At 71.8% G+C, this 18,646-nt stretch carries 15 protein-coding genes and 2 pseudogenes; 8 read left to right on the top strand and 9 right to left on the bottom strand.

Annotation, left to right across the window (positions count from 1 at the left end):
* Together ACGF5T_RS35800 and ACGF5T_RS35795 are read right to left on the bottom strand one after the other, a co-directional pair.
* Window positions 1-215, bottom strand: a pseudogene (locus tag ACGF5T_RS35800) (glycerophosphodiester phosphodiesterase); the annotation flags it as partial.
* Window positions 216-440: 225 nt separating this feature from the next.
* Window positions 441-644, bottom strand: coding sequence for a hypothetical protein (locus ACGF5T_RS35795; protein ID WP_366769249.1), 204 nt, complete (start codon window positions 642-644; stop codon window positions 441-443).
* A 299-nt stretch (window positions 645-943) separates the two neighbouring features.
* Between ACGF5T_RS35795 and ACGF5T_RS35790 the strand changes: the two genes are divergently transcribed.
* The 4 genes from ACGF5T_RS35790 to ACGF5T_RS35775 all read left to right on the top strand — a co-directional run bounded on the left by ACGF5T_RS35790 (window position 944) and on the right by ACGF5T_RS35775 (window position 5,935).
* Window positions 944-2,470, top strand: coding sequence for a Y4yA family PLP-dependent enzyme (locus ACGF5T_RS35790; protein ID WP_366769251.1), 1,527 nt, complete (start codon window positions 944-946; stop codon window positions 2,468-2,470).
* Window positions 2,467-3,804 (top strand): pyridoxal-phosphate dependent enzyme, encoded by a 1,338-nt coding sequence (locus tag ACGF5T_RS35785; RefSeq protein ID WP_356612838.1) that lies wholly within the window; start codon window positions 2,467-2,469, stop codon window positions 3,802-3,804. Before ACGF5T_RS35790 ends, ACGF5T_RS35785 begins: the two co-directional genes overlap by 4 nt.
* Window positions 3,801-5,072 (top strand): aminotransferase class V-fold PLP-dependent enzyme, encoded by a 1,272-nt coding sequence (locus ACGF5T_RS35780; RefSeq protein WP_366769252.1) that lies wholly within the window; start codon window positions 3,801-3,803, stop codon window positions 5,070-5,072. Before ACGF5T_RS35785 ends, ACGF5T_RS35780 begins: the two co-directional genes overlap by 4 nt.
* Before the next feature lie 92 nt (window positions 5,073-5,164).
* Window positions 5,165-5,935 (top strand): class I SAM-dependent methyltransferase, encoded by a 771-nt coding sequence (locus ACGF5T_RS35775; RefSeq protein WP_356612840.1) that lies wholly within the window; start codon window positions 5,165-5,167, stop codon window positions 5,933-5,935.
* A 24-nt stretch (window positions 5,936-5,959) separates the two neighbouring features.
* Here the strand turns inward: ACGF5T_RS35775 and ACGF5T_RS35770 are convergent, their stop codons facing one another.
* Together ACGF5T_RS35770 and ACGF5T_RS35765 are read right to left on the bottom strand one after the other, a co-directional pair.
* Window positions 5,960-6,520, bottom strand: coding sequence for a GNAT family N-acetyltransferase (locus tag ACGF5T_RS35770; RefSeq protein ID WP_361015229.1), 561 nt, complete (start codon window positions 6,518-6,520; stop codon window positions 5,960-5,962).
* Between the two features lie 311 nt (window positions 6,521-6,831).
* Window positions 6,832-7,845, bottom strand: coding sequence for a LacI family DNA-binding transcriptional regulator (locus tag ACGF5T_RS35765; protein ID WP_356612843.1), 1,014 nt, complete (start codon window positions 7,843-7,845; stop codon window positions 6,832-6,834).
* A gap of 312 nt (window positions 7,846-8,157) precedes the next feature.
* On the opposite strand from ACGF5T_RS35765, the gene ACGF5T_RS35760 reads away from it, so the two are divergent.
* The 4 genes from ACGF5T_RS35760 (at window position 8,158) to ACGF5T_RS35745 (ending at window position 13,036) form a co-directional block, all read left to right on the top strand.
* Complete coding sequence (locus ACGF5T_RS35760; RefSeq protein ID WP_356612845.1) at window positions 8,158-9,468, top strand: extracellular solute-binding protein; 1,311 nt, start codon at window positions 8,158-8,160, stop codon at window positions 9,466-9,468.
* Window positions 9,469-9,563: 95 nt separating this feature from the next.
* Window positions 9,564-10,559, top strand: a complete 996-nt coding sequence (locus ACGF5T_RS35755; RefSeq protein WP_356612846.1) for a sugar ABC transporter permease — start codon at window positions 9,564-9,566, stop codon at window positions 10,557-10,559.
* A gap of 12 nt (window positions 10,560-10,571) precedes the next feature.
* Entirely contained in the window at window positions 10,572-11,495 is a 924-nt protein-coding gene (locus tag ACGF5T_RS35750; RefSeq protein ID WP_356612847.1) for a carbohydrate ABC transporter permease, read from the top strand.
* 101 nt (window positions 11,496-11,596) lie between these two features.
* Window positions 11,597-13,036, top strand: coding sequence for a GH1 family beta-glucosidase (locus tag ACGF5T_RS35745; RefSeq protein ID WP_356612849.1), 1,440 nt, complete (start codon window positions 11,597-11,599; stop codon window positions 13,034-13,036).
* A 108-nt stretch (window positions 13,037-13,144) separates the two neighbouring features.
* On the opposite strand, the gene ACGF5T_RS35740 is transcribed toward ACGF5T_RS35745, so the two are convergent.
* The 5 genes and pseudogenes from ACGF5T_RS35740 to ACGF5T_RS35720 form a co-directional block, all read right to left on the bottom strand.
* Window positions 13,145-14,341, bottom strand: a complete 1,197-nt coding sequence (locus tag ACGF5T_RS35740; RefSeq protein WP_356612851.1) for a glycoside hydrolase family 64 protein — start codon at window positions 14,339-14,341, stop codon at window positions 13,145-13,147.
* A gap of 175 nt (window positions 14,342-14,516) precedes the next feature.
* Window positions 14,517-15,023 (bottom strand): NUDIX domain-containing protein, encoded by a 507-nt coding sequence (locus ACGF5T_RS35735; protein WP_366769253.1) that lies wholly within the window; start codon window positions 15,021-15,023, stop codon window positions 14,517-14,519.
* Window positions 15,024-15,065: 42 nt separating this feature from the next.
* Window positions 15,066-17,111 (bottom strand): CocE/NonD family hydrolase, encoded by a 2,046-nt coding sequence (locus ACGF5T_RS35730; protein WP_366769254.1) that lies wholly within the window; start codon window positions 17,109-17,111, stop codon window positions 15,066-15,068.
* A 19-nt stretch (window positions 17,112-17,130) separates the two neighbouring features.
* Window positions 17,131-18,429: an ATP-grasp domain-containing protein gene (locus ACGF5T_RS35725; RefSeq protein WP_356612855.1), complete on the bottom strand. Its 1,299-nt coding sequence runs from the start codon at window positions 18,427-18,429 to the stop codon at window positions 17,131-17,133.
* A gap of 122 nt (window positions 18,430-18,551) precedes the next feature.
* A pseudogene (locus ACGF5T_RS35720) lies at window positions 18,552-18,646 on the bottom strand (hydrolase); the annotation flags it as partial.

The raw sequence follows: 18,646 nt of genomic DNA, 5'->3' as shown, positions 1-18,646 counted from the left end.
TGTCGGACGGCGAGGTTGATGGCGGCGGCGGTGTTCTCGGGGGCCATGCCGGAGGATCCGCGGTGTGCGATGGCGTCGGGTGGGGTGCTGGGGGTGTTGGTTGTGGTGCCGGTGGCGTGTTCGTCGGCGTGCGCGGTCGTCGAGGTCAGTGCCAGGGCCAGACCACCCAGCACCGCCACCACGACACCGGAACGCCTCTTGCTCGCAAGCTTCACTGCAGCCTCCCGCGGGTGAATGACTTTCTGGAGGCTGACGGACGGTGGTTACGGGAAGCCTGCCGCGGGTCGGCGGTGGCGGGAGCAGCCAGTGGACCCCGGCGCTGAACCGGCCGATCCGAGGCCGAAGGGGTGGATAACGCACATCGGCGCCCTTCACCCCGTCCGAGGCGGATGGGGTGAAGGGCGCCGTCGGAACCAGCGGCGAGCGGACGCCGCCGCACGTCACCTGCCGAGGAGGCCCGCGGGGAGCACCGACTGCGGGGACGTGGCCGGGTTGCCCACCTCGAGGGTCCCGAGCAGTCCGTCCAGGAGCGGTCCACCGGGGATGCCGGAGGACGGGCCGGGCGTGGGGGCCGCCACGGCGGGGGGAGCGGACGCGAGGAGAGCGGTGGCCATGACGGAGAGACAGGCGAGCTTCTTGATCATGCCCGCCCTAACGAACGGCCGCCCGGGGGGAAACGCTCCGCGGCACCCGACTGGCCCACTCGGGTGACCGCCACCGCGGCGGGCGCGGAACGCGAGGCGCCGTGGTGGCAGCCGCGCCCGGCGAGCGGGTGCCGCACGTGCGTGCCGAGGAGACGGCGTCCGCGGGGCGACCCGGCCCCTCCCGGCGACCAGCGGTCACCGTTCGGCGGCCGTTCGGGCGGCCCCGGTCCCTGACCCGGCCCCGAGGCTTAGCGGCGTGTGTACCTGGAAACGACTACTCCCGAACGGTTGTCGCACCGATGGTCGGCCGACACGGGGAGGGGTCTTTCGTGGATGTGCCCTTATATCTGAGGCCGCGGGTGGATCCACCGCTCGCCTCACTGCTGGGCGCCGCACCGTTCCTGCACTCGCTCGTCGACGCGCTCGGTTCTCCTCTCAACGTACTGCTCCCGGAGACCGTCGCGGAGAACGCCGAACGCTTCCGAGCCGTCTACCGGCGCCACCACCTCACCGGGCGGGTGTACTTCGCGCACAAGGCCAACCGCTCCAGTGCCCTGCTGCGGAGACTGGCCGCCGAGGACCCGTCCGGAGTCGGGGTCGACGTCGCCTCGCTGGCGGAACTGCGGCATGCCCTGGGCTGCGGCTTCACCGGGGACCGCGTCATGGCCACCGGACCCAAGGACCCGGAGTTCCTGTGGCTCGCCGCCCGCGTGGGAGCGACCGTGAACCTGGACTCGCCGCGCGAACTCGACCAACTGGCCGAGCTGGTAAGGGCGTACGGGCTCGGCCGGGTCGACGTCCTGGCGCGCCTGTCCGGATTCGAGTCCGACGCGGGCCACGGGGGAGCGGGCACCAGGATGCTCTCCCGCCGCAGCCGGTTCGGCACCCCGGTGCGAGAGGTGGAAGCGCTCCTGTCCGCGCTGGAACGACACGCCGACGCCGTCACGCTCACCGGCCTCGCCTATCACCTGGACACCACCGGTCTGGAGGAGAAGGGCCGGGCCCTGGAGCGGTGCGTGCTGCTCATGGACCAGTGCCGGGCCCGGGGCCTCGCGCCGCGCGCCGTCGACATCGGAGGCGGCTTCGGCGTCGGCTACGTCGCCGACGCCGAGGAGTGGGAGCGCTGGACGACCGCGCTCAGCGAGGCGGTCCTCGGGGGCCGTCCGCCCCTGACCTGGCGCGGGCACGGCTACGGGCTGCGCAACGAGGGCGGCACGGTGCGCGGCTCGGTCGCGCTGTACCCCGGCCACCGCCCGGGCGCCGGCCCCGGCTACCTCGACCAGCTCCTCTCGCTCCCCGCCCCGGTGCTGGGCCGGGCGCCGGGCACGCTCCTCCTGGAGCACCTGCACGACCTCCACATCGAGCCCGGCCGCGCCCTGGCCGACCAGTGCGGGCTGTCGCTGGCACGGGTCCTGGACGTGCGGCGCATGGCGGAGGAACCGGCCTCGTACCTGGTGCGCCTCGGCATGAACGCCGGGGACGTGAGTCTGGAGGAGCACGGCGTCCTCGTGGATCCCGTGCTGCTGTCCCGCGGCGGGCCCGAGGACGGCGATCGGGGGCCGGTCGCGGTGCACCTCGTCGGCAACCTGTGCCTGGAGGCCGACCTGATCACCCGCCGCCTGGTCTTCCTCCCCGAACTGCCCCGCGCCGGTGACCTGCTGGCCTTCGTCAACACCGCCGGATACGCGATGGACTTCCACGCCCACCAGGCCCAACGGCAGCCGCTCGCACGGATGGTGGCCGTGGAGAGGGAGGGGGACTCCTGGCGCTGGTGCATGGACGAGGACTACTGGCCGATCACACACCCGGGGGGAAAGCCCGTATGAGGTACGACAGCATCACGGAGGCCATCGGCAACACACCGCTGGTGCGCATCGACCCCGCCGTGCACGGGCTGCGCAACATCGACCTGTACGCGAAGCTGGAGATGCTCAACCCCTTCGGCTCCGTCAAGGACCGGCCCGCCTGGCACATGGCGCGACCCCATCTGGAGGGCGCGACCGCGGGGGAGGGGACGGTCGTGGAACTCTCCAGCGGCAACACCGCCAAGGCCCTCGCCCTGCTGGCCGGCCTGCACGGGCTGCGGTTCAAGAGCGTCACCAACCGGATGCGCGTACCGGAGATCAAGGAACTGCTCCTGCTCCTCGGCGCCGAGATCGAGGAGCTCCCCGGACGCAGCGAATGCCTCGACCCGACGGACACCGACGATCCGCTGACCCACTTCCACCAGGCACTCTCGGAGCCGGGGAGCACCTACCTGCACACCGACCAGTACTTCAACCCGCGCAACGTGGAGGCGCACGCGGCGGGCACCGGACCCGAGATCGTCAAGGACCTGGACGGGCGGGCGCCGGACTGGTTCGTCGCCTGCGTGGGTACGGCCGGTTCGTCGACCGGGGTCGCCCGGGTGCTGCGCGAGCACGACCCGGACGTGCGGGTCCTCGGCCTGGTCGCCCACAAGTCGGACTTCATCCCCGGCATCCGCACCATCGACGAGGTGCACCAGGTCGGGCTCTTCGACCCGGCGACGTACGACACCATCGAGTCCGTCACCTCCGGCGAGGCCCTCGACGGGATGCTCACGCTCGTCCGCCGCTGCGGCATCCTGTCCGGGCCGACCGGGGGCGCCGCCTACCAGGGCGCGGTACGGCACCTGCGGGACGCCGACCGGGCGTTGCAGGGGTCGGGGCGCCGCGAGACCGCGGTGTTCATCGTGTGCGACCGGGCGGAGAGCTACCTGAGCTACGTGCGCGCCCGCCGCCCCGAGCTGCTCGGCAGGGCGGCGCGCGGGCACACCCTCGCGTCGCTCACCGAGGACGACGTGCGGGCCGAGGCCCTGTCGGTCGGCGTGGAGGACGCCCGCCGCCGGATCGCGGAGGGGGACCCCCGACCGCTCGTCGTCGACCTGCGCAGCCCGCACGCGTACGCGGCCCTGCACATCGAGGGCTCGGTCAACATGGTCGACGAGCTGTTCGAGGAGCTGGTCCGCGGCGGACTGCCCTTCAGCAAGCGGACGCCGGTGCTGCTCGCCTGTCCCGTCGGCGAGAAGTCCCTCCGGTACGCCGCCCTGCTGACGCGCATGGGACACCCCGAGGTGCGGAGCCTGACCGGCGGGATCGTCGCCTGGCGGGACGCGGGCGCCCCGCTGGTGCGCGAATGAGCCGGGCCCGTCCGCTCACCGGAACCGCGCACGAGGAGGCGGAGCGGGAAGCGGCCCGGCAGCGGGAGCGGGAACAGGAGCGGGAAGCCGCCTGGCAGCGCGGACTGCGGGAACAGTTCCCCATCGTCACCGCCCATCCGGAGTCGGCGTACCTCGACAGCGCGGCGACCTCCCAGAAGCCGCGAGCCGTACTGGACGCCGTCCAGACCTACCTCACGACCTCGAACGCCAACGCGGGGCGCGGCACCTACCCCTGGGCCAACCGGACGACGGAGCTGGTGGAAGGGGCGCGGGAGCGGGTCAAGGAGTTCCTCCGCGACCCGGAACCGGAGCGTTCCACCGTCCACTTCACCAGCGGTACCACCGAGGGCCTGCGCACCGTCGCCCGCGACTGGCTGGTGCCGTACCTCTCGGACGGCGACGAGATCCTCGTGCCGTTCGCCGACCACCGGGCCAACCTGGACCCCTGGCTGGAGGCCGGGCGGCTGCTGGCCGAACGCGGCGTCGACGTCCGGGTGCGCGCCCTGCCCTGCCAGGCGGTCTCGGGCGACTACGACCACCGCGCCCTCGGCGACCTGGTCGGCCCCCGCACCCGGTTCGTGGCCGCCACGCACGTGCACCACGTCTACGGCGGTGACATGAACGTGCACCGTATCCGCGCGGCGGTCGGCCCGGACGTACCGATCTGCGTGGATGCCGCGCAGAGCGTCGGCCACCTGCCCGTGGACCTGGCCGGGGCCGGACTCGACGTCGACTTCGTGGTCTTCTCGGGACACAAGGCGATGGCCCTGCCGGGCACGGGGGCCCTCTGGGCGCGCAACGCGCGAGGGCCCGCGTTCCGGCCCGCGGGCTGGCAGGGCACGCCCAACACGGCGGGCGTCGTGTCGCTGCGGGCGGCACTCGACTGGCTCGACGCGGCCGGTGCGGACCGGATCGCCCGCTGGACGACGGGGCTCACGACCCGCCTGACCGACGGGCTGAGCCGCCTCGGCCCGTACGAGATCCTCGGCTGCCCGGCCAGCCTGGCCGCCGACTCCGCACTGCCCGACGCACAGCGCCGCCACGGCATCGTCACCTTCCGGCATCAGGACATCCCCTCCGACGACCTGGGGTTCATCCTCTACAGCCACGGGTTCATGGTGCGGGCGGACAGCCTCTGCCAGGCAGGCGCCGCCGCCGAGGACGGGGCGGTGCGCGTCAGCCTGCACGTGTACAACACGGAGGAGGAGATCGACCGGCTGCTCGCCGCACTCACCTCCTTGGCGTGAACCACGAGCCGTACGGCAAGTGATAACCGTTTCCACCTGTAGATTCGGTCGCATCCACGACGGGTGAGACACGGAAGAGGTGGCACGACCAGATGGGCATCAGCATGGCGGTGGCCAAGGCGTGGGTGGAACGCTGGGAGCGGCAGCAGCAGCGCTACGCCGTGGACCGCGAGGAGCGGTTCACGGTGATCACGGACGTCGTCGAGTACGTCACCGCCGGCCGACCGCGGCCGCTGCTGCTCGACCTCGGCTGCGGCCCCGGGTCCCTGGCCGCCAGGCTCGCCGACCGCCTGCCGGACGCGGAGATCGTCGCCGCCGACATGGACCCCCTGCTGCTGGAACTCGGCCGGACCCACCACGCCAACGCCGCCCGGTACGTCGACACGGTGATCGGCGCCGCCGGCTGGACCGACGCCCTGGGGCTGCGACGACCCCTGGACGCCGCCGTCTCCACCACGGCGCTGCACTATCTTCCCGAACCGGTCCTCCTGGACACCTACCGCCGTCTCGCCGCGCTGCTGCGCCCCGGTGGTGTGCTCGTCAACGGGGACCACTTCCCGCCCGCCGAACGGTCCTGTGCGGGTGTCACCGCGTACGTGGGCCGCCGCCGCGCCGAGCGGACCGGCGGCCACGCCCACGAGGACTGGCAGGAGTGGTGGACCGCAGCGGCCCGCGACCCCGAACTGGCCGACCTGGTCGCCGAGCGTGCGCAGCGCCACGCCACCCACCCGGGCGGTGTGGCCGGAGCGGACCTGGCGGCCGACCGCCACGCGGAACTGCTCCGCGAGGCGGGCTTCGGTGAGGTCGTACCCGTCTGGCGGTTCGGCGACAGTGCCGTGCTCGTGGCGCTCAAGGGCGACTGATCCCGGGCCCAGCCGGGGACCGGGTCAGAGAGCGAGACCCATCAGGACCTCGTCGCGGTCGTCACCGGGGGCCACCCGCAGCGCGCCCGGCCACCGGCCGACCTCGCTCCAGCCGACCCCGCCGTAGAACTCCTCCAGCCCCAGGCCGGCCCGTGCGGTGAGCCGCAGCCGCTCCAGGCCCATCTCGTCGCGGGCGATGTCCGGCAGACGGCGCATCAGGGCGGCTCCCACCCCCGTCCCGCGGAAGCGGACGTGTGTCTGCAGGTGGTTGACCGTCCCGCAGTGCGCCTCCAGGGGGTGCGGCTCACGGCTCAGCAGCACCCAGCCCGCCAGCGTGCCCCCGACGGTGGCCAGGAGGAGCCGGCTGCGCCGGGGGGCGAGCCTCTCGATGATCGCGTCCAGCGCCGGGGCGACCGCGTCCGGGGACACCGGGGGCAGGGGGCAGCCCAGGGGGATGACCGCACCCCCGGCGTTGATCACCGCCGTCCAGCACTCCCCGAGCTCCCGCCGGACCGCCTCGGTCGCGTCGTCGGGCTGGGTGATCTGCGCGAACGCGGGCGCGTGCGGTGTCTCGTGCGCTGTCACGCCGCCAGTGTGCCAGCCGTCACGGATCCTCGGCCGCCGTGGTCGGCGCTCCGCACGGGGAGGACGAGTGACTCCGCCGCGGGGTGACGGAGCAGCTCGGCCTCCGGCGCGCGACGGCCTCCGAGGTCCCGCCCCGCCGGTCCGCCCGACCTCCGGCCGTCCCTCGCCGGGTGGCGTTCGCACGGGCAACGCGGACCGGCCGCGCGGAGCCGCACCGCCGGCCGACGACGGGGGAGCGCGCGTACCGAGTGCCGAGGCACCGCGTGCACGTCCGAGCGTGTCGGACTCCGCCGCCCGCCGGTGGCCCCGGATCAGGACGAGTGCCGCACCACCAGCTCCGTCGGCAGCGTCAACTGCTGCCGCGGTGCGCCGTGTTGCGTGATGTCGGTCAGGATCCGGGCCATGGTCCGGCCCAGCTCCTCCACCGGCTGACGGACCGTAGTCAGGGGCGGGTCGGTGTGCCGGGCGAGCACGGAGTCCTCGAAGCCGACGACGGCGACGTCCCCGGGCACCTGCCGTTTCCACCGGCGAAGTTCGGCCAGGGCGCCGACCGCGGTGAGGTCGGAGGCGGCGAACACGGCGTCCAGATCCGGCGCCCGTTCAAGAAGCGAACGCATGGCCTTCGCGCCCCCCTCCTCGGTGAAGTCGCCCGCCTCGACCAGGATCTCCCGGGCGGGCACCCCCGCCTCCTCGTGCGCGGTGCGCCAGCCGGCGAGCCGGCTGCGGCCGACGTCCATGTCGAGCGGGCCGGTGATCGTGGCGATCCGCTCGCGGCCGCTGTCCAGCAGGTGCCGGACCGCCGCTTCGGCCCCTCCGGCGTTGTCGGCGTTGACGTAGCTCAGCCGCTCGCCCGCGTCGCGCCGGCCGGCCAGCACGGTGGGCAGGCCCATCTCCTCCAGCATGCCCGGCAGCCGGTCCTCGGAGTGCACCGAGACCAGCAGGACGCCGTCCACCCGGCGGGCCGCCACCGAGTCGGTCAACTGGTCCCGTTCGGCCTGGTCGCGGACGAGCATCAGCTGCAACTGGGTGCGGCTCTCGGCGAGGGCGCCGCTGACCCCGCGGATCAGCGCCGCGAAGAACGGCTCCGAACCGAGCCGGCTCTCCGACTCCGGGATCACCAGGGCCACGGCGTCGGTGCGGTTGGTCACCAGGCCCCGGGCGACCGAGTTGGGAACGTAGTTGAGTTCCTTGATGGCCGCAAGGACCCGGGCACGTGCGTCGGCACTGACCAGGTCAGAGCCGTTGACGACACGGGAGACCGTGGTGCGGCCCACGCCGGCGCGGGCGGCGACCGTTTTGATCGTGGGACGGCGGTTGCCGGTCATGCAATCCCCCCTCGGCGGCCGCGGCGATGGACGTACCGCGGAGGTGACCTGCGGCAATTCTTGCAGACGCTGCCGTCGGCAGAGCACCCCCGAGGCCTCTGGAACGCCTGCCGGGACCGAAGTTCACCGGCAACTTGCGTTCAAGTCATTGACAGATGGGCGCGCTCCCACGAGTCTTCGATGCGCCGGTGGGAACGTGCCCACCAAATTTTGGGCACGTTCCCACCCCGTTCAGAGCCGCTGTAGTCATCGCTGTAGTCGTCGCAGAACTCGTCACTCCGATGTGTCAGCGCCGTCGCTAGGAGGAGATCCATGGGCACTCTCGGTTCGTTGCGCAGGAAGGCGGTGGCCACGGCCGCGGCCGTCGGCGCGCTGACACTGGTCGTCGGTTGCAGCAGCGGCGACGACTCGGCCACCGGCGGTGGCAAGAAGGACGGCAAGACCACCATCACCATGGGCCTGTACGGCGTGATGGGCATCAAGGAGACGGGCCTTCTCGAGCAGTACGAGAAGGAGAATCCCGATGTCGACATCAAGGCCGAGATCGCCGGTGACGAGCAGACGTACTACACCGCGCTGCAGACCAGGCTCGCCGCGGGCAAGGGCCTGAAGGACATCCAGGGCATAGAGATCGGCCGGGCCAAGGAGATCACGGAGACCCAGGCGGACAAGTTCGCGGACTTCTCCGGGACGGCGGGCACCGACCACTTCCTGCCGTGGAAGGAGTCCCAGATCAGCACCGAGGACGGCAAGGTGCTGGGCCTGGGCACCGACATCGGTCCGATGGCCGTCTGCTACCGCAAGGACTACTTCGAGAAGGCCGGTCTGCCCACCGACCGCGAGGAGGTCGCCAAGCTCTGGGCGGGCGACTGGAAGAAGTACGTCGAGGTGGGCCGCACCTTCAAGAAGGGCTTCAAGGGCGGCGACGTGGCCTACATGGACGCGGCCAGCGGTCTGTTCAACGCCATGGTCTACGGCTACCCCGAGCAGTACTACAACGACAAGGGTGAGCTGATCTACGACAAGAACCCGGCCGTCAAGGAGGCCTGGAACCTCGCCGCCGACGCGGCGGAGGACGGCCTGAGCGCCAAGCTCCGCCAGTTCCAGCCGGGTTGGGACCCGGGCCTGGCCAACGGCACGTTCGCCACCGCCGTGTGCCCCGCGTGGATGCTCAGCCACATCAGCGAGAAGGCCGGCGAGCCGAACAAGGGCAAGTGGGACGTCGCCAGGGCCCCGAAGGGTGCCAACTGGGGCGGCTCCTTCCTCGGTGTGGTGGAGAAGAGCCCGGTGAAGGCGGAGGCCCAGAAGCTCGTCGCCTGGCTGACCGCGCCGGAGCAGCAGGCACACATCTTCAAGGAGATCGGCAACATCCCGTCCTCGCGCACGGCGCTGGACAACGCCGACGTGAAGAACGCCAAGTCGGAGTACTTCAGCAACGCCCCGATCGGCCAGATCTTCGGCGCCGCGGCCCAGGAGATCCCGGACAAGCAGGTCCTCGGCCGCAAGGACGGCACGATCAAGGACACCTTCTCGCAGGGGCTGACCCTGATCGAGCAGCAGGGCACGGCGCGTGACGAGGCGTGGCAGACCACCGCGGAGCGCATCGAGAAGGCCGTCGGCTGACCTTGCGCCCACCCGCGGCCGCCCCGGGCCCGTCGGCAGTCCCGCCGACGGGCCCGGGGCCCCGCCCAGACACCCGCTCTCAGGAAGGAACTCCGGTGGCCACCTCCACCACCAAGGCCCCGGCCGGCGAGGAGCCGCCCGGCGGGTCCGGCAGGACAGGCGGCGAGGGCACGGCCCGGCCGCGTGGCGCGCTGCTGCACCGGCTGGACGTCAAGGGCGCCCCGTACGCCTTCGTCGCGCCGTTCTTCGTCGTCTTCGCCGCGTTCAGCTTCTACCCCCTCGTCTACACGTCGTGGATCTCCCTCCACGACGTGGAGCTGGCCACCCTCGACGTGATGGAGTGGGTGGCGTTCGACAACTACGTCGAACTGTGGGGCGACTCGCGCTTCTGGAACGCGCTGCAGAACACCCTCACCATCGGCGTCATCTCCACGGTGCCGCAGCTGATGATGGCGCTCGGACTGGCGCACCTGCTCAACTACCGGATGCGCGCCTCGCTGTTCTTCCGCGTCGCGTCGCTGGTCCCGTACGCCACCTCGGTGGCCGCGGCCGCCCTCGTGTTCACCATGATCTTCGAACGCGACTTCGGCATGATCAACTGGGCGCTCGGCACGGTCGGCATCGACCCGGTGAACTGGGAGGCCGACAAGTGGCCCGCCCAGGTCGCGATCTCCACCATCGTCATCTGGCGCTGGACCGGCTACAACGCCCTGCTCTACCTGGCCGCCATGCAGGCCATCCCCGCCGACCGGTACGAGGCGGCCTCCCTCGACGGTGCCTCCCGGTGGCAGCAGTTCACCCACGTGACCATCCCCGGCATCCGCTCCACGATCGTCTTCACCATCGTGCTCTCCACGATCGGCGCCACCCAGCTCTTCGGCGAGCCGCTGATCTTCGGACAGGGGCCCAACGGCGTCACGGGCGGCGCGGACAACCAGTACCAGACGCTGGGCCTGCTGCTGTACGAGGAGGGGTGGAAGAACTACCAGATGGGCCGCTCGGCGACCGTCGCCTGGGCGATGTTCATGCTGCTCGTCCTCGTCTTCGTCGTGCAGCGCCTGATCAAGCGCCTGCGTTCCCGTACGTCCTGACCTGGAGTCGCCATGACCACCCACAGCCTCCCGGTCCGGACGGACGCCCCGGACCGGACCCCCGCCGAGAAGCCGGCCGGCCGCGGTGGCCGCCGTCTGCTGCGCCAGCGTGCCGGCCGCCAGCACCACGCCGGCCCGCTCGCCTACGTCCTGCTCGCCGTCATGGCGCTGCTGTCGATCTTCCCGCTGTACTGGACGATGGTGGCCGCCTCCACCGACAACACCCGGGTGAGCCAGACGCCGCCGCCCTTCCTGCCCGGCCCGAACCTGTTCAGCAACCTCGCCCGGGCCTGGGACGAGGCGGCGATGGGCAAGGCCATGCTCAACAGCCTGATCGTGGCCGGGGTGATCGCCCTGTCCACGGTGATGTTCGCGACCCTGGCCGGGTTCGCCTTCGCCAAGCTGCGGTTCAAGGGCCGCAACGCCCTGCTGATGCTGGTGATCGGCACCATGATGGTGCCGCCGCAGCTCGGTGTCGTCCCGCTGTTCATGATGATGTCCGAGCTGGGCTGGTCCCAGCAGCTGCCCGCCGTCATCTTCCCCACGCTGGTGAGTGCCGTCGGCGTGTTCTTCATGCGGCAGTACCTGTCGGAGGCGCTGCCGGACGAACTCGTCGAGGCCGGCCGCGTGGACGGGGCGCACTCGCTGCGGATCTTCTGGAGCATCGTGCTGCCCGTGGCACGGCCCGCGATGGCGGTGCTGTTCATGATCACGTTCGTGCACGCCTGGAACGACTTCTTCTGGCCGTTCGTGGTGCTCGACATGACCAACCCGACGGTCCCCGTCGCCCTCACCCAGCTCAGCGCGGGTTACGTCCGCGACCAGTCGCTCATCATGGCGGGCGCGCTGCTCGGCACGCTGCCCCTGCTGCTGATGTTCATCGTCTTCGGCCGCCAGATCGTCAGCGGCATCATGGCGGGCGCCGTCAAGGGCTGACCGCCGGCCGCCGGGCCCGGTGCCGAGCCGCCGGGCCCGCGTCGCCCCCCTGCCTCCTGCTTTCGCGCGCTCGCGAACACCCCCACCTCGAAAGGACTTACGTGGTCACCGCAGCACAGCAGACCCCGTCCGCCCCGGACGCCGCCCGTACCTTCCCCAAGGGCTTCCTCTGGGGCTCCGCGACCGCCTCGTACCAGATCGAGGGCGCCGCCACCGAGGACGGCCGTACGCCGTCCATCTGGGACACCTACGCCCGTACCCCCGGCCGGGTCCGCAACGGCGACACCGGTGACATCGCCACCGACCACTACCACCGCTGGCGCGAGGACGTCGCGCTCATGGCCGAACTCGGCCTGGACGCCTACCGGTTCTCCCTCGCCTGGCCCCGGATCCAGCCCACCGGCCGCGGCCCCGCCGTGCAGAAGGGGCTGGACTTCTACCGGCGCCTGGTCGACGACCTCCTGGACAAGGGCATCCAGCCCGTCGCCACCCTCTACCACTGGGACCTGCCGCAGGAGCTGGAGGACGCGGGGGGCTGGCCCGAACGCGCCACCGCCGAGCGGTTCGCCGAGTACGCCGCCCTCGCCGCGGACGCCCTCGGTGACCGGGTCAAGACCTGGACCACCCTCAACGAGCCCTGGTGCAGCGCCTTCCTCGGCTACGGCTCCGGTGTGCACGCCCCCGGCCGCACCGACCCGGTCGCCGCCCTGCGCGCCGCCCACCACCTCAACCTGGCGCACGGACTGGCCGTCCAGGCGCTGCGCGACCGGGTCCGCGCCGGCGTCCAGTGCTCCGTCACCCTCAACATCCACCAGGTCCGCCCGCTCACCGGGAGCGACGCCGACGTCGACGCGGTCCGCCGGATCGACGCGCTGGCCAACCGGGTCTTCACCGGCCCGATGCTGGAGGGCGCCTACCCGGAGGACCTGTTCAAGGACACCGCGGCGCTGACCGACTGGTCCTTCGTCCAGGACGCCGACCTGCGGCAGATCAACCAGCCGCTGGACTTCCTCGGCGTCAACTACTACACGCCGACCGTGGTCTCCGAGGCCGACGGCAGCGGCACCCACACCTCCGACGGACACGGCAGGAGCACCCACAGCCCCTGGCCGGCGGCCGACCGGGTCGCCTTCCACCAGCCGCCCGGCGACACCACCGCCATGGGCTGGGCCGTCGACGCCACCGGCCTGTACGACCTGCTGCGCCGGCTGTCGTCCGACTTCCCGCGGCTGCCGCTGGTCATCACGGAGAACGGCGCGGCGTTCGACGACTACGCCGACCCGGCGGGTCAGGTCAACGACCCGGCCAGGATCGCCTACGTCCGGGACCACCTGGCGGCCGTCCACCGGGCCATCGTGGACGGCTCGGACGTGCGCGGCTACTTCCTGTGGTCGCTGCTGGACAACTTCGAGTGGGCTCACGGCTACAGCAAGCGCTTCGGGACCGTCTACGTGGACTACCCGACCGGCACCCGCATCCCGAAGGCCAGCGCGCGCTGGTACTCCGAGGTCGCCCGCACCGGCGTCCTGCCGGGAGCCTGACCGGACCGGTGCGGTACGGCCCGGCCGCCCCGCTCCGTGCCGCACCACGAGTCCGCCCCCGGCCCCGCGTCAGCGGTGGCCGGGGGCGGACTCCTGCCCGGTGCCGGGTCAGCCGAGCGGGTCGAGCGTGAGCCGGGCCTCGGCCGGGTTGCCGTCGTGCACCAGCGACTCGTGGTGCCCGACGTCGTCGAAGGCGAAGGCGTAGGCCTTGCCGTCGGCCATCCGGTCGTGGATGACGCGGGCGTAGTGGTTGGTCGTGGAGTCCCGGTAGAAGTCCGCCGCCGAGGTGTCGGGCTGGTTCGGGTTGCTCAGCAGCGTGGAGCGGTTGAAGCCGGCGCAGAGCGTGCGCGAGATCGGGCCGCGGACCTGGTCGTTGGGGGCGTCCAGGAGCCGGTGGCAGCCGAAGACGCTGGAGGCGTCCGGCTTCTGGAAGCTCGTGACCACCGCGCCCGCGCCGTTGGTGAAGTGCATGACCCCGCCGGAGACCCGACCGAAGTACCTGGTGCCCGGCTGGTCGGCGAACGGGGTGACGGTGAGCGTGGCGGACGCGTACTTCTGCCAGACGCGGTCGATGTAGCCGTCCATGACCGACGCGGGCAGCGCGCCGGTCTCCAGCCCGTACAGCGGCGACAGGGCCCGCAGCACGGTGCCGTCGGAGCGGGTCTGGATCAGCCCGCCCCAGCCGCCCTGCGCCCGCAGGGCGTCGAAGACCGCCTTGTAGCCGCCCGCCTTGAGCCGCCCGGCGCTGCTCACGCCACCGTCGGCCCGCTGCACGCCGACGGTGTACGGCGCGGAGAACATGTCGACCTGGGTGCTGTTCAGCCACAGGCCGGAGTCGTTGAGGGTGTACTCGGACCAGTTGAACAGGGTGTTGCGGTTCGGGTCGCTCGGGTTCTGCACGGCCGGTTGCACCAGGCCGCCCGTGGTCAGCCGGAAGTCGAGCTTCTGGCCGTAGGAGAAGTAGATCCGTCCCGACAGTTTCGGTATCCGGATCGTCTTGGTCTGCCCGGCGGCCGGCCCGGGGATGGACGCGTCCGGTGCGGGGGTGGGGGGATTGCCGCCGGCGGGCCAGGCGTGGAAGGTGCCGTTCGCGTCGGCCCAGCCCTGCCGACCGGTCGTCAGCGAGGTGCCCAGCGTGTAGATGTGGACCGCCTCGCCGCGGCCGGAGTTGTTGGTGATCTTCAGGGGGATGGTCGCGGGCACCGCCGCGTCCGCGGGCGGTGAGGCGCCGAACGTGAGCAGGGCGCCGGCCAGGCCCGCGGCCGTGGCGGCGGCGAGCAGACGGTGTTTGAGGCTCGAGAGCACTCTCCACCTCCGTGCGGTGTGGGGGGAGGACATTGGTCCGTACCGATTGTGAGAGCGCTCTCAGAGTTGCGCTGCGACGCGTTCATGTCAATGCTGCGGACAGGGGAACGCCGAGCCCGGCGGCCACGCCCGGCGAGCAGGGGCGCCCGGTGTGCCGGCCCGCGAGCCGGGCCGGTCAGCCGGAGCGGTCGGCCCGGGCGCCGAGCACCCTGTACCGGCGTACCGCGGCGGATCCTCGCGGTACCGCTTCGGGCCACAGGCAGTCCAGCACCGAGGCAGACGGAGGGAAGAGCGCCGCGGGCACCGCGTGGCGGGCGAACCAGTCCCACCGCGCGATCTTGTCCGGCTCGGTGACCCGGGGCGTGCCCGTCGCCCGCTCGGTGACGGCGGCGGCCGTCACCCGGGTCAGTCCGTTCAGTCCGTCGACGAGGACCGCCAGGACGCGTACCTCGCCCGCGGGCACCGTGAGACCGGTCTCCTCCCACAGCTCACGGGCGGCGGCCGCCTCGAAGTCCTCCCCGGTGTCGACCTTGCCGCCCGGGAGTTCCCAACGGCCGTCGTGGCCGAGGCCGAGCAGGACCCGGTCGGCGGGATCGAGGACGGCAAGGCCGACACCGGTGAGACTGTGGGAGGCGGGACGGGCACGTCCGGGTCGCTCGGGGCCGGGGGCGGTGGAGTTCACCCGGCCATTCCACACCACCGCGGCGCACCGCGCCCCGGCGCCCTACAGGAGATCGCGAGGCACCGACTCGTTCCACGTGCGGGAGAACACCCGGCGACCGCCCTCGTAGCCGTCCAGCGTGGCGTCGACGAAGAAGCTGTCCTCGTCGCAGGTGAGGCGGGTGTGCGTGACCACGCGCACGTCCCACTCGTCGCGCCGGAAGCCCATGGTCCACGTGGATTCGCCGCTGACGGACGTGAAGTCGTCGGCTACGGAGGCGTAGCGCTCGTAGGCGCGGCGTCCGACGTCCAGACCGATCTCCTCGAAGCGGACCGTGCCCCGGTCCTTCACCGTCTCCAGTTCGGCGTGGTAGCCGACCAGGTCGCGCTTGACGTCCCACCGTTCCTCCGGGGGCGTCAGCGTGGTGGTGGTGAGGGGGGAGGTGCCCTCCGGCTCGCCGAACGCCACGGCCGGCGTCTCGTCGTCCCGCTCCGGGGGGCGCACCGGCAGGGTCAGCGTGCTGGAGCCGTCGTGCACGCTGAGCATCGCCGGCTGGGGCGGCGGCCAGGCCAGCGGCCAGTACGACGTGGACAGCGAGAGCCGGATGCGGTGACCGGGCGGGAAGCTCTGCGCCACCCCGTTGAGGTGCACGGTGGCGCGGTAGCGCCGGCCGGGCTCCAGCGGCTCGGGCTGCTCGGTGCTGTCGCGCCGCGTCAGGTTCAGCAGACCGTAGGTGACCCGGGTGGCCGCCCCGTCGGGACTGACGTCCGAGAGACGCGCGGCCACCATGGCGACCGGTTCGTCGGCCGACAGGTCGAGGTCGACGGTCGGCGAACCCAGGATCTCCACTCGCTCGGTGAGCGGTTCGGTCTCGTAGACGAGTGAACCGCCGTCCTCCTCCCGCTGGTCGTAGGGCAGGTCGGGCGGTGCGTTGTACGAGGCCCACTTGCCGGCGAACTGCCCGACGGACAGGGGGGACCGCACGGTCGACGCCTCGCCCTCCCCGCTCCTCGCCGGCCGGCCGCCCGCCTCCTCGGGAGGCCCGATCCGGTGCCGGGCGAGCGGGTGCGTGACCGGGCGGACGTGCGGCGAGGGCCAGCACGGTTCCGCCACCCAGCGGCCCGGCCGCTCCTCGTACGACGTCGAGGGCGGGACGCTGTCCTGCATCCACGTCTGCAGCATCGGGCCGTCCATGACGCCGTTGTCCACACCCTTGAGCCAGTGGTCCCACCAGCGGACCACCTCCTGGAGGTAGCCGATGGCGGGGCCGGGCTCGCCGAGGTGCGGGAACTTGTGCGACCACGGACCGATGAGGCCCTTGCGGGGTACGTCCAGGTGGGCGAGGAGACGGGTGACGGCGTTGGAGTAGCCGTCCGCCCAGCCGCTGGACGCGAGCACCGGGCAGCGTACGTCCTGGTAGTTCTCGGCGACCGAGGCGTGCCGCCAGTAGTCGTCGCGGCGCTGGTGGCGCAGCCACTGGAGGACCCAGGGCTCGGTGTTCTCCAGCCGTTCGTGCCACATGTCCCGCCAGCGGTCGCCGACCACGGCCGGATCGGGCGGACAGGTGGCGTAGGCGAACATGGTGCCCGCCTCAGCCAGGTTGTCCGAGAGCATGGCTCCGCCCATGTAGTGCATGTCGTCGGCGTGCCGGTCGTCGGTGAAGGAGGCGATGACGACGGCCTTGAGGCTCGGAGGCCGCCGCGCGGCCACCTGGAGGGCCGCGAAGGCGCCCCAGGAGAGGCCCATCATCCCGGTGGCGCCGTCGCACCAGGGCTGTTCGGCGATCCAGGCCAGCACCTCCTCGGCGTCGCGCTGCTCCAGTTCGAGGTACTCGTCCCGCAGCACCCCCTCCGACTCGCCGGTGCCGCGCAGGTCGACGCGGACACAGGCGTAGCCGTGCCCGGCGATGTAGGGGTGGTGGACGGAGTCCCGCACGGCGGTGAGGTCCCGCTTGCGGTAGGGGATGTACTCCAGCACCGCGGGCACCGGCTCCTGGTCCGAGGACGTCGGACGCCAGATGCGCGCGGAGAGGCGCACACCGTCGGACATGGGGATGACGACGTGTTCCTCTTCCTTCGTCGTGAAGGGAAGGCTGGTCACATGACGCATGGTCGGCCGCTCCTTGCTCTCAGGCCGCCTCGGGGGCCTCGTCGAAGGTGAGGCCCAGGGCGGCGACGCACCGGTCGTACTTCCTGCGCAGGTCCTCCTCGTCGTCGCCGCCGGTGAAGATGTGCGCGAGTTCGTAGCTGTAACTGTCCTGCTGGGAGAGGTCGGAGAGCCGCTGTCCCGGCTCGGGCAGGACCTCGATCCGCACGCCCGGTATCTCCCGCTCGATCCGGGACACCTCCTCCGGGGTCGGCACATGACGCACGACACCGTCCGTGAACCACCGGTGGTACCACTTCGCCGCCATCGCGTAGGGGCCCTGGCGGTGCGGCATCCGCGGGTCCTCGCCGAGGGCGAGGGCGAGCATGCAGTGGTGGTTGGGCACGCCGTCCACGTACTGGAACAGCTCGGCGTGCGACTGGGAGTGCCGCGGGTTGATCTCCAGCAGACTGATGTCCTGGCTTCCCGGATCGTAGAAGTACTCCACGCTGAACGTCGCGGAGTCGAAGCCGATCCGGCGCATCACCCGCTCGGTGACGTCGTGGAGCCGGGCGATGACCTGCGGGGGCAGCATGGAGGGGTACTGGTGGCGCAGGAAGCAGGGCGAGTTCGGGTAGTCGATGGAGTCCAGCGTGCCGTAGACGGTCACTTCGCCCTGGTGGACGTACCCCTCGACGGCGACCTGGACGCCCTTCAGCGACTCCTCGGCGAGACACACCTGGCCGCCGACCCCGTCCATCTCCGCCGGCAGGTCGACCTGGTCGAGGATGTGCTCGAAGGGGCGGCCGATGCGGGAGACGCCCTCGCGTATCTCGGCGACGGCCGTGCCGAACTCCTCCTGGTCGTCGACCCCGAAGGCCAGCTCCGAGGAGTAGGACAGGGCGGGCTTGAGCCACATCGGGAACCGCATGCCGTCCGGCACGCGCGGCGGGTCCGCCTCCAGGTCGACCCGGCCGAAGCGCGGGTGGCGGTCGGTGACCTTCTGCTGTTCGAGCCGGCTCCAGTACTTGTGCTCGCACTTGACCACGGACTCCAGGCTCGTGGTGCGGGTGCCGTAACGCTCTCCGAGGATCGGCACCAACGTGCTGACCGGGAAGTCCCAGTAGCCGACGATCGCGTCGATGCTCCCGTCGAAGGCGTCCAGCACCTTCTGTGCCTTCTCGATGACCTCCGGCAGCGAGACCTCGCCGCCCTGTAGCTCCTCGACCGTCAGAAGGCCGTGGAAGCGCAGGGAATCGGCACCCGGCACGGACCTCAGCGTCGGAAGGTTGGCCTCGTCGAGACCGACCACGAAGACGTTCCTCACGTGTTCGTCGGACATGGCTCTCCTCTCTCGCGAAGATCGGCGGGGTACCCGTGCGCGCCGCGGGCAACCCCCGTACACCGGACCCGGTTGCGCGGCGAGGCGGCGAACGAGGGCGGCGGAGAGAGGAGAACGGGAGGTCAGCGCTGGGTGAGGGTCTGTGGGTAGTCGGTGATGATGCCGTCGACGCCGAGGGCGGCCATGGTGCGGATGGCGCCGGGTTCGTTGACGGTCC

The organism is Streptomyces sp. NPDC047853, from assembly GCF_043204535.1.
Classification (GTDB): domain Bacteria; phylum Actinomycetota; class Actinomycetes; order Streptomycetales; family Streptomycetaceae; genus Streptomyces.
The sequence above is the reverse complement of the archived record's forward strand: the minus strand, read 5'-3'. Positions and strand labels throughout refer to the sequence as shown.

What these genes read in the sequence shown, in the direction of transcription:
- ACGF5T_RS35730 (WP_366769254.1), bottom strand. Translation starts at nt 17,111, where the DNA reads ATGCGTCATGTGACCAGCCTTCCCTTCACGACGAAGGAAGAGGAACAC.
- ACGF5T_RS35785 (WP_356612838.1), top strand. Translation starts at nt 2,467, where the DNA reads ATGAGGTACGACAGCATCACGGAGGCCATCGGCAACACACCGCTGGTG.
- ACGF5T_RS35765 (WP_356612843.1), bottom strand. Translation starts at nt 7,845, where the DNA reads ATGACCGGCAACCGCCGTCCCACGATCAAAACGGTCGCCGCCCGCGCC.
- ACGF5T_RS35775 (WP_356612840.1), top strand. Translation starts at nt 5,165, where the DNA reads ATGGGCATCAGCATGGCGGTGGCCAAGGCGTGGGTGGAACGCTGGGAG.
- ACGF5T_RS35725 (WP_356612855.1), bottom strand. Translation starts at nt 18,429, where the DNA reads ATGTCCGACGAACACGTGAGGAACGTCTTCGTGGTCGGTCTCGACGAG.
- ACGF5T_RS35795 (WP_366769249.1), bottom strand. Translation starts at nt 644, where the DNA reads ATGATCAAGAAGCTCGCCTGTCTCTCCGTCATGGCCACCGCTCTCCTC.
- ACGF5T_RS35780 (WP_366769252.1), top strand. Translation starts at nt 3,801, where the DNA reads ATGAGCCGGGCCCGTCCGCTCACCGGAACCGCGCACGAGGAGGCGGAG.
- ACGF5T_RS35790 (WP_366769251.1), top strand. Translation starts at nt 944, where the DNA reads ATGGTCGGCCGACACGGGGAGGGGTCTTTCGTGGATGTGCCCTTATAT.
- ACGF5T_RS35760 (WP_356612845.1), top strand. Translation starts at nt 8,158, where the DNA reads ATGGGCACTCTCGGTTCGTTGCGCAGGAAGGCGGTGGCCACGGCCGCG.
- ACGF5T_RS35750 (WP_356612847.1), top strand. Translation starts at nt 10,572, where the DNA reads ATGACCACCCACAGCCTCCCGGTCCGGACGGACGCCCCGGACCGGACC.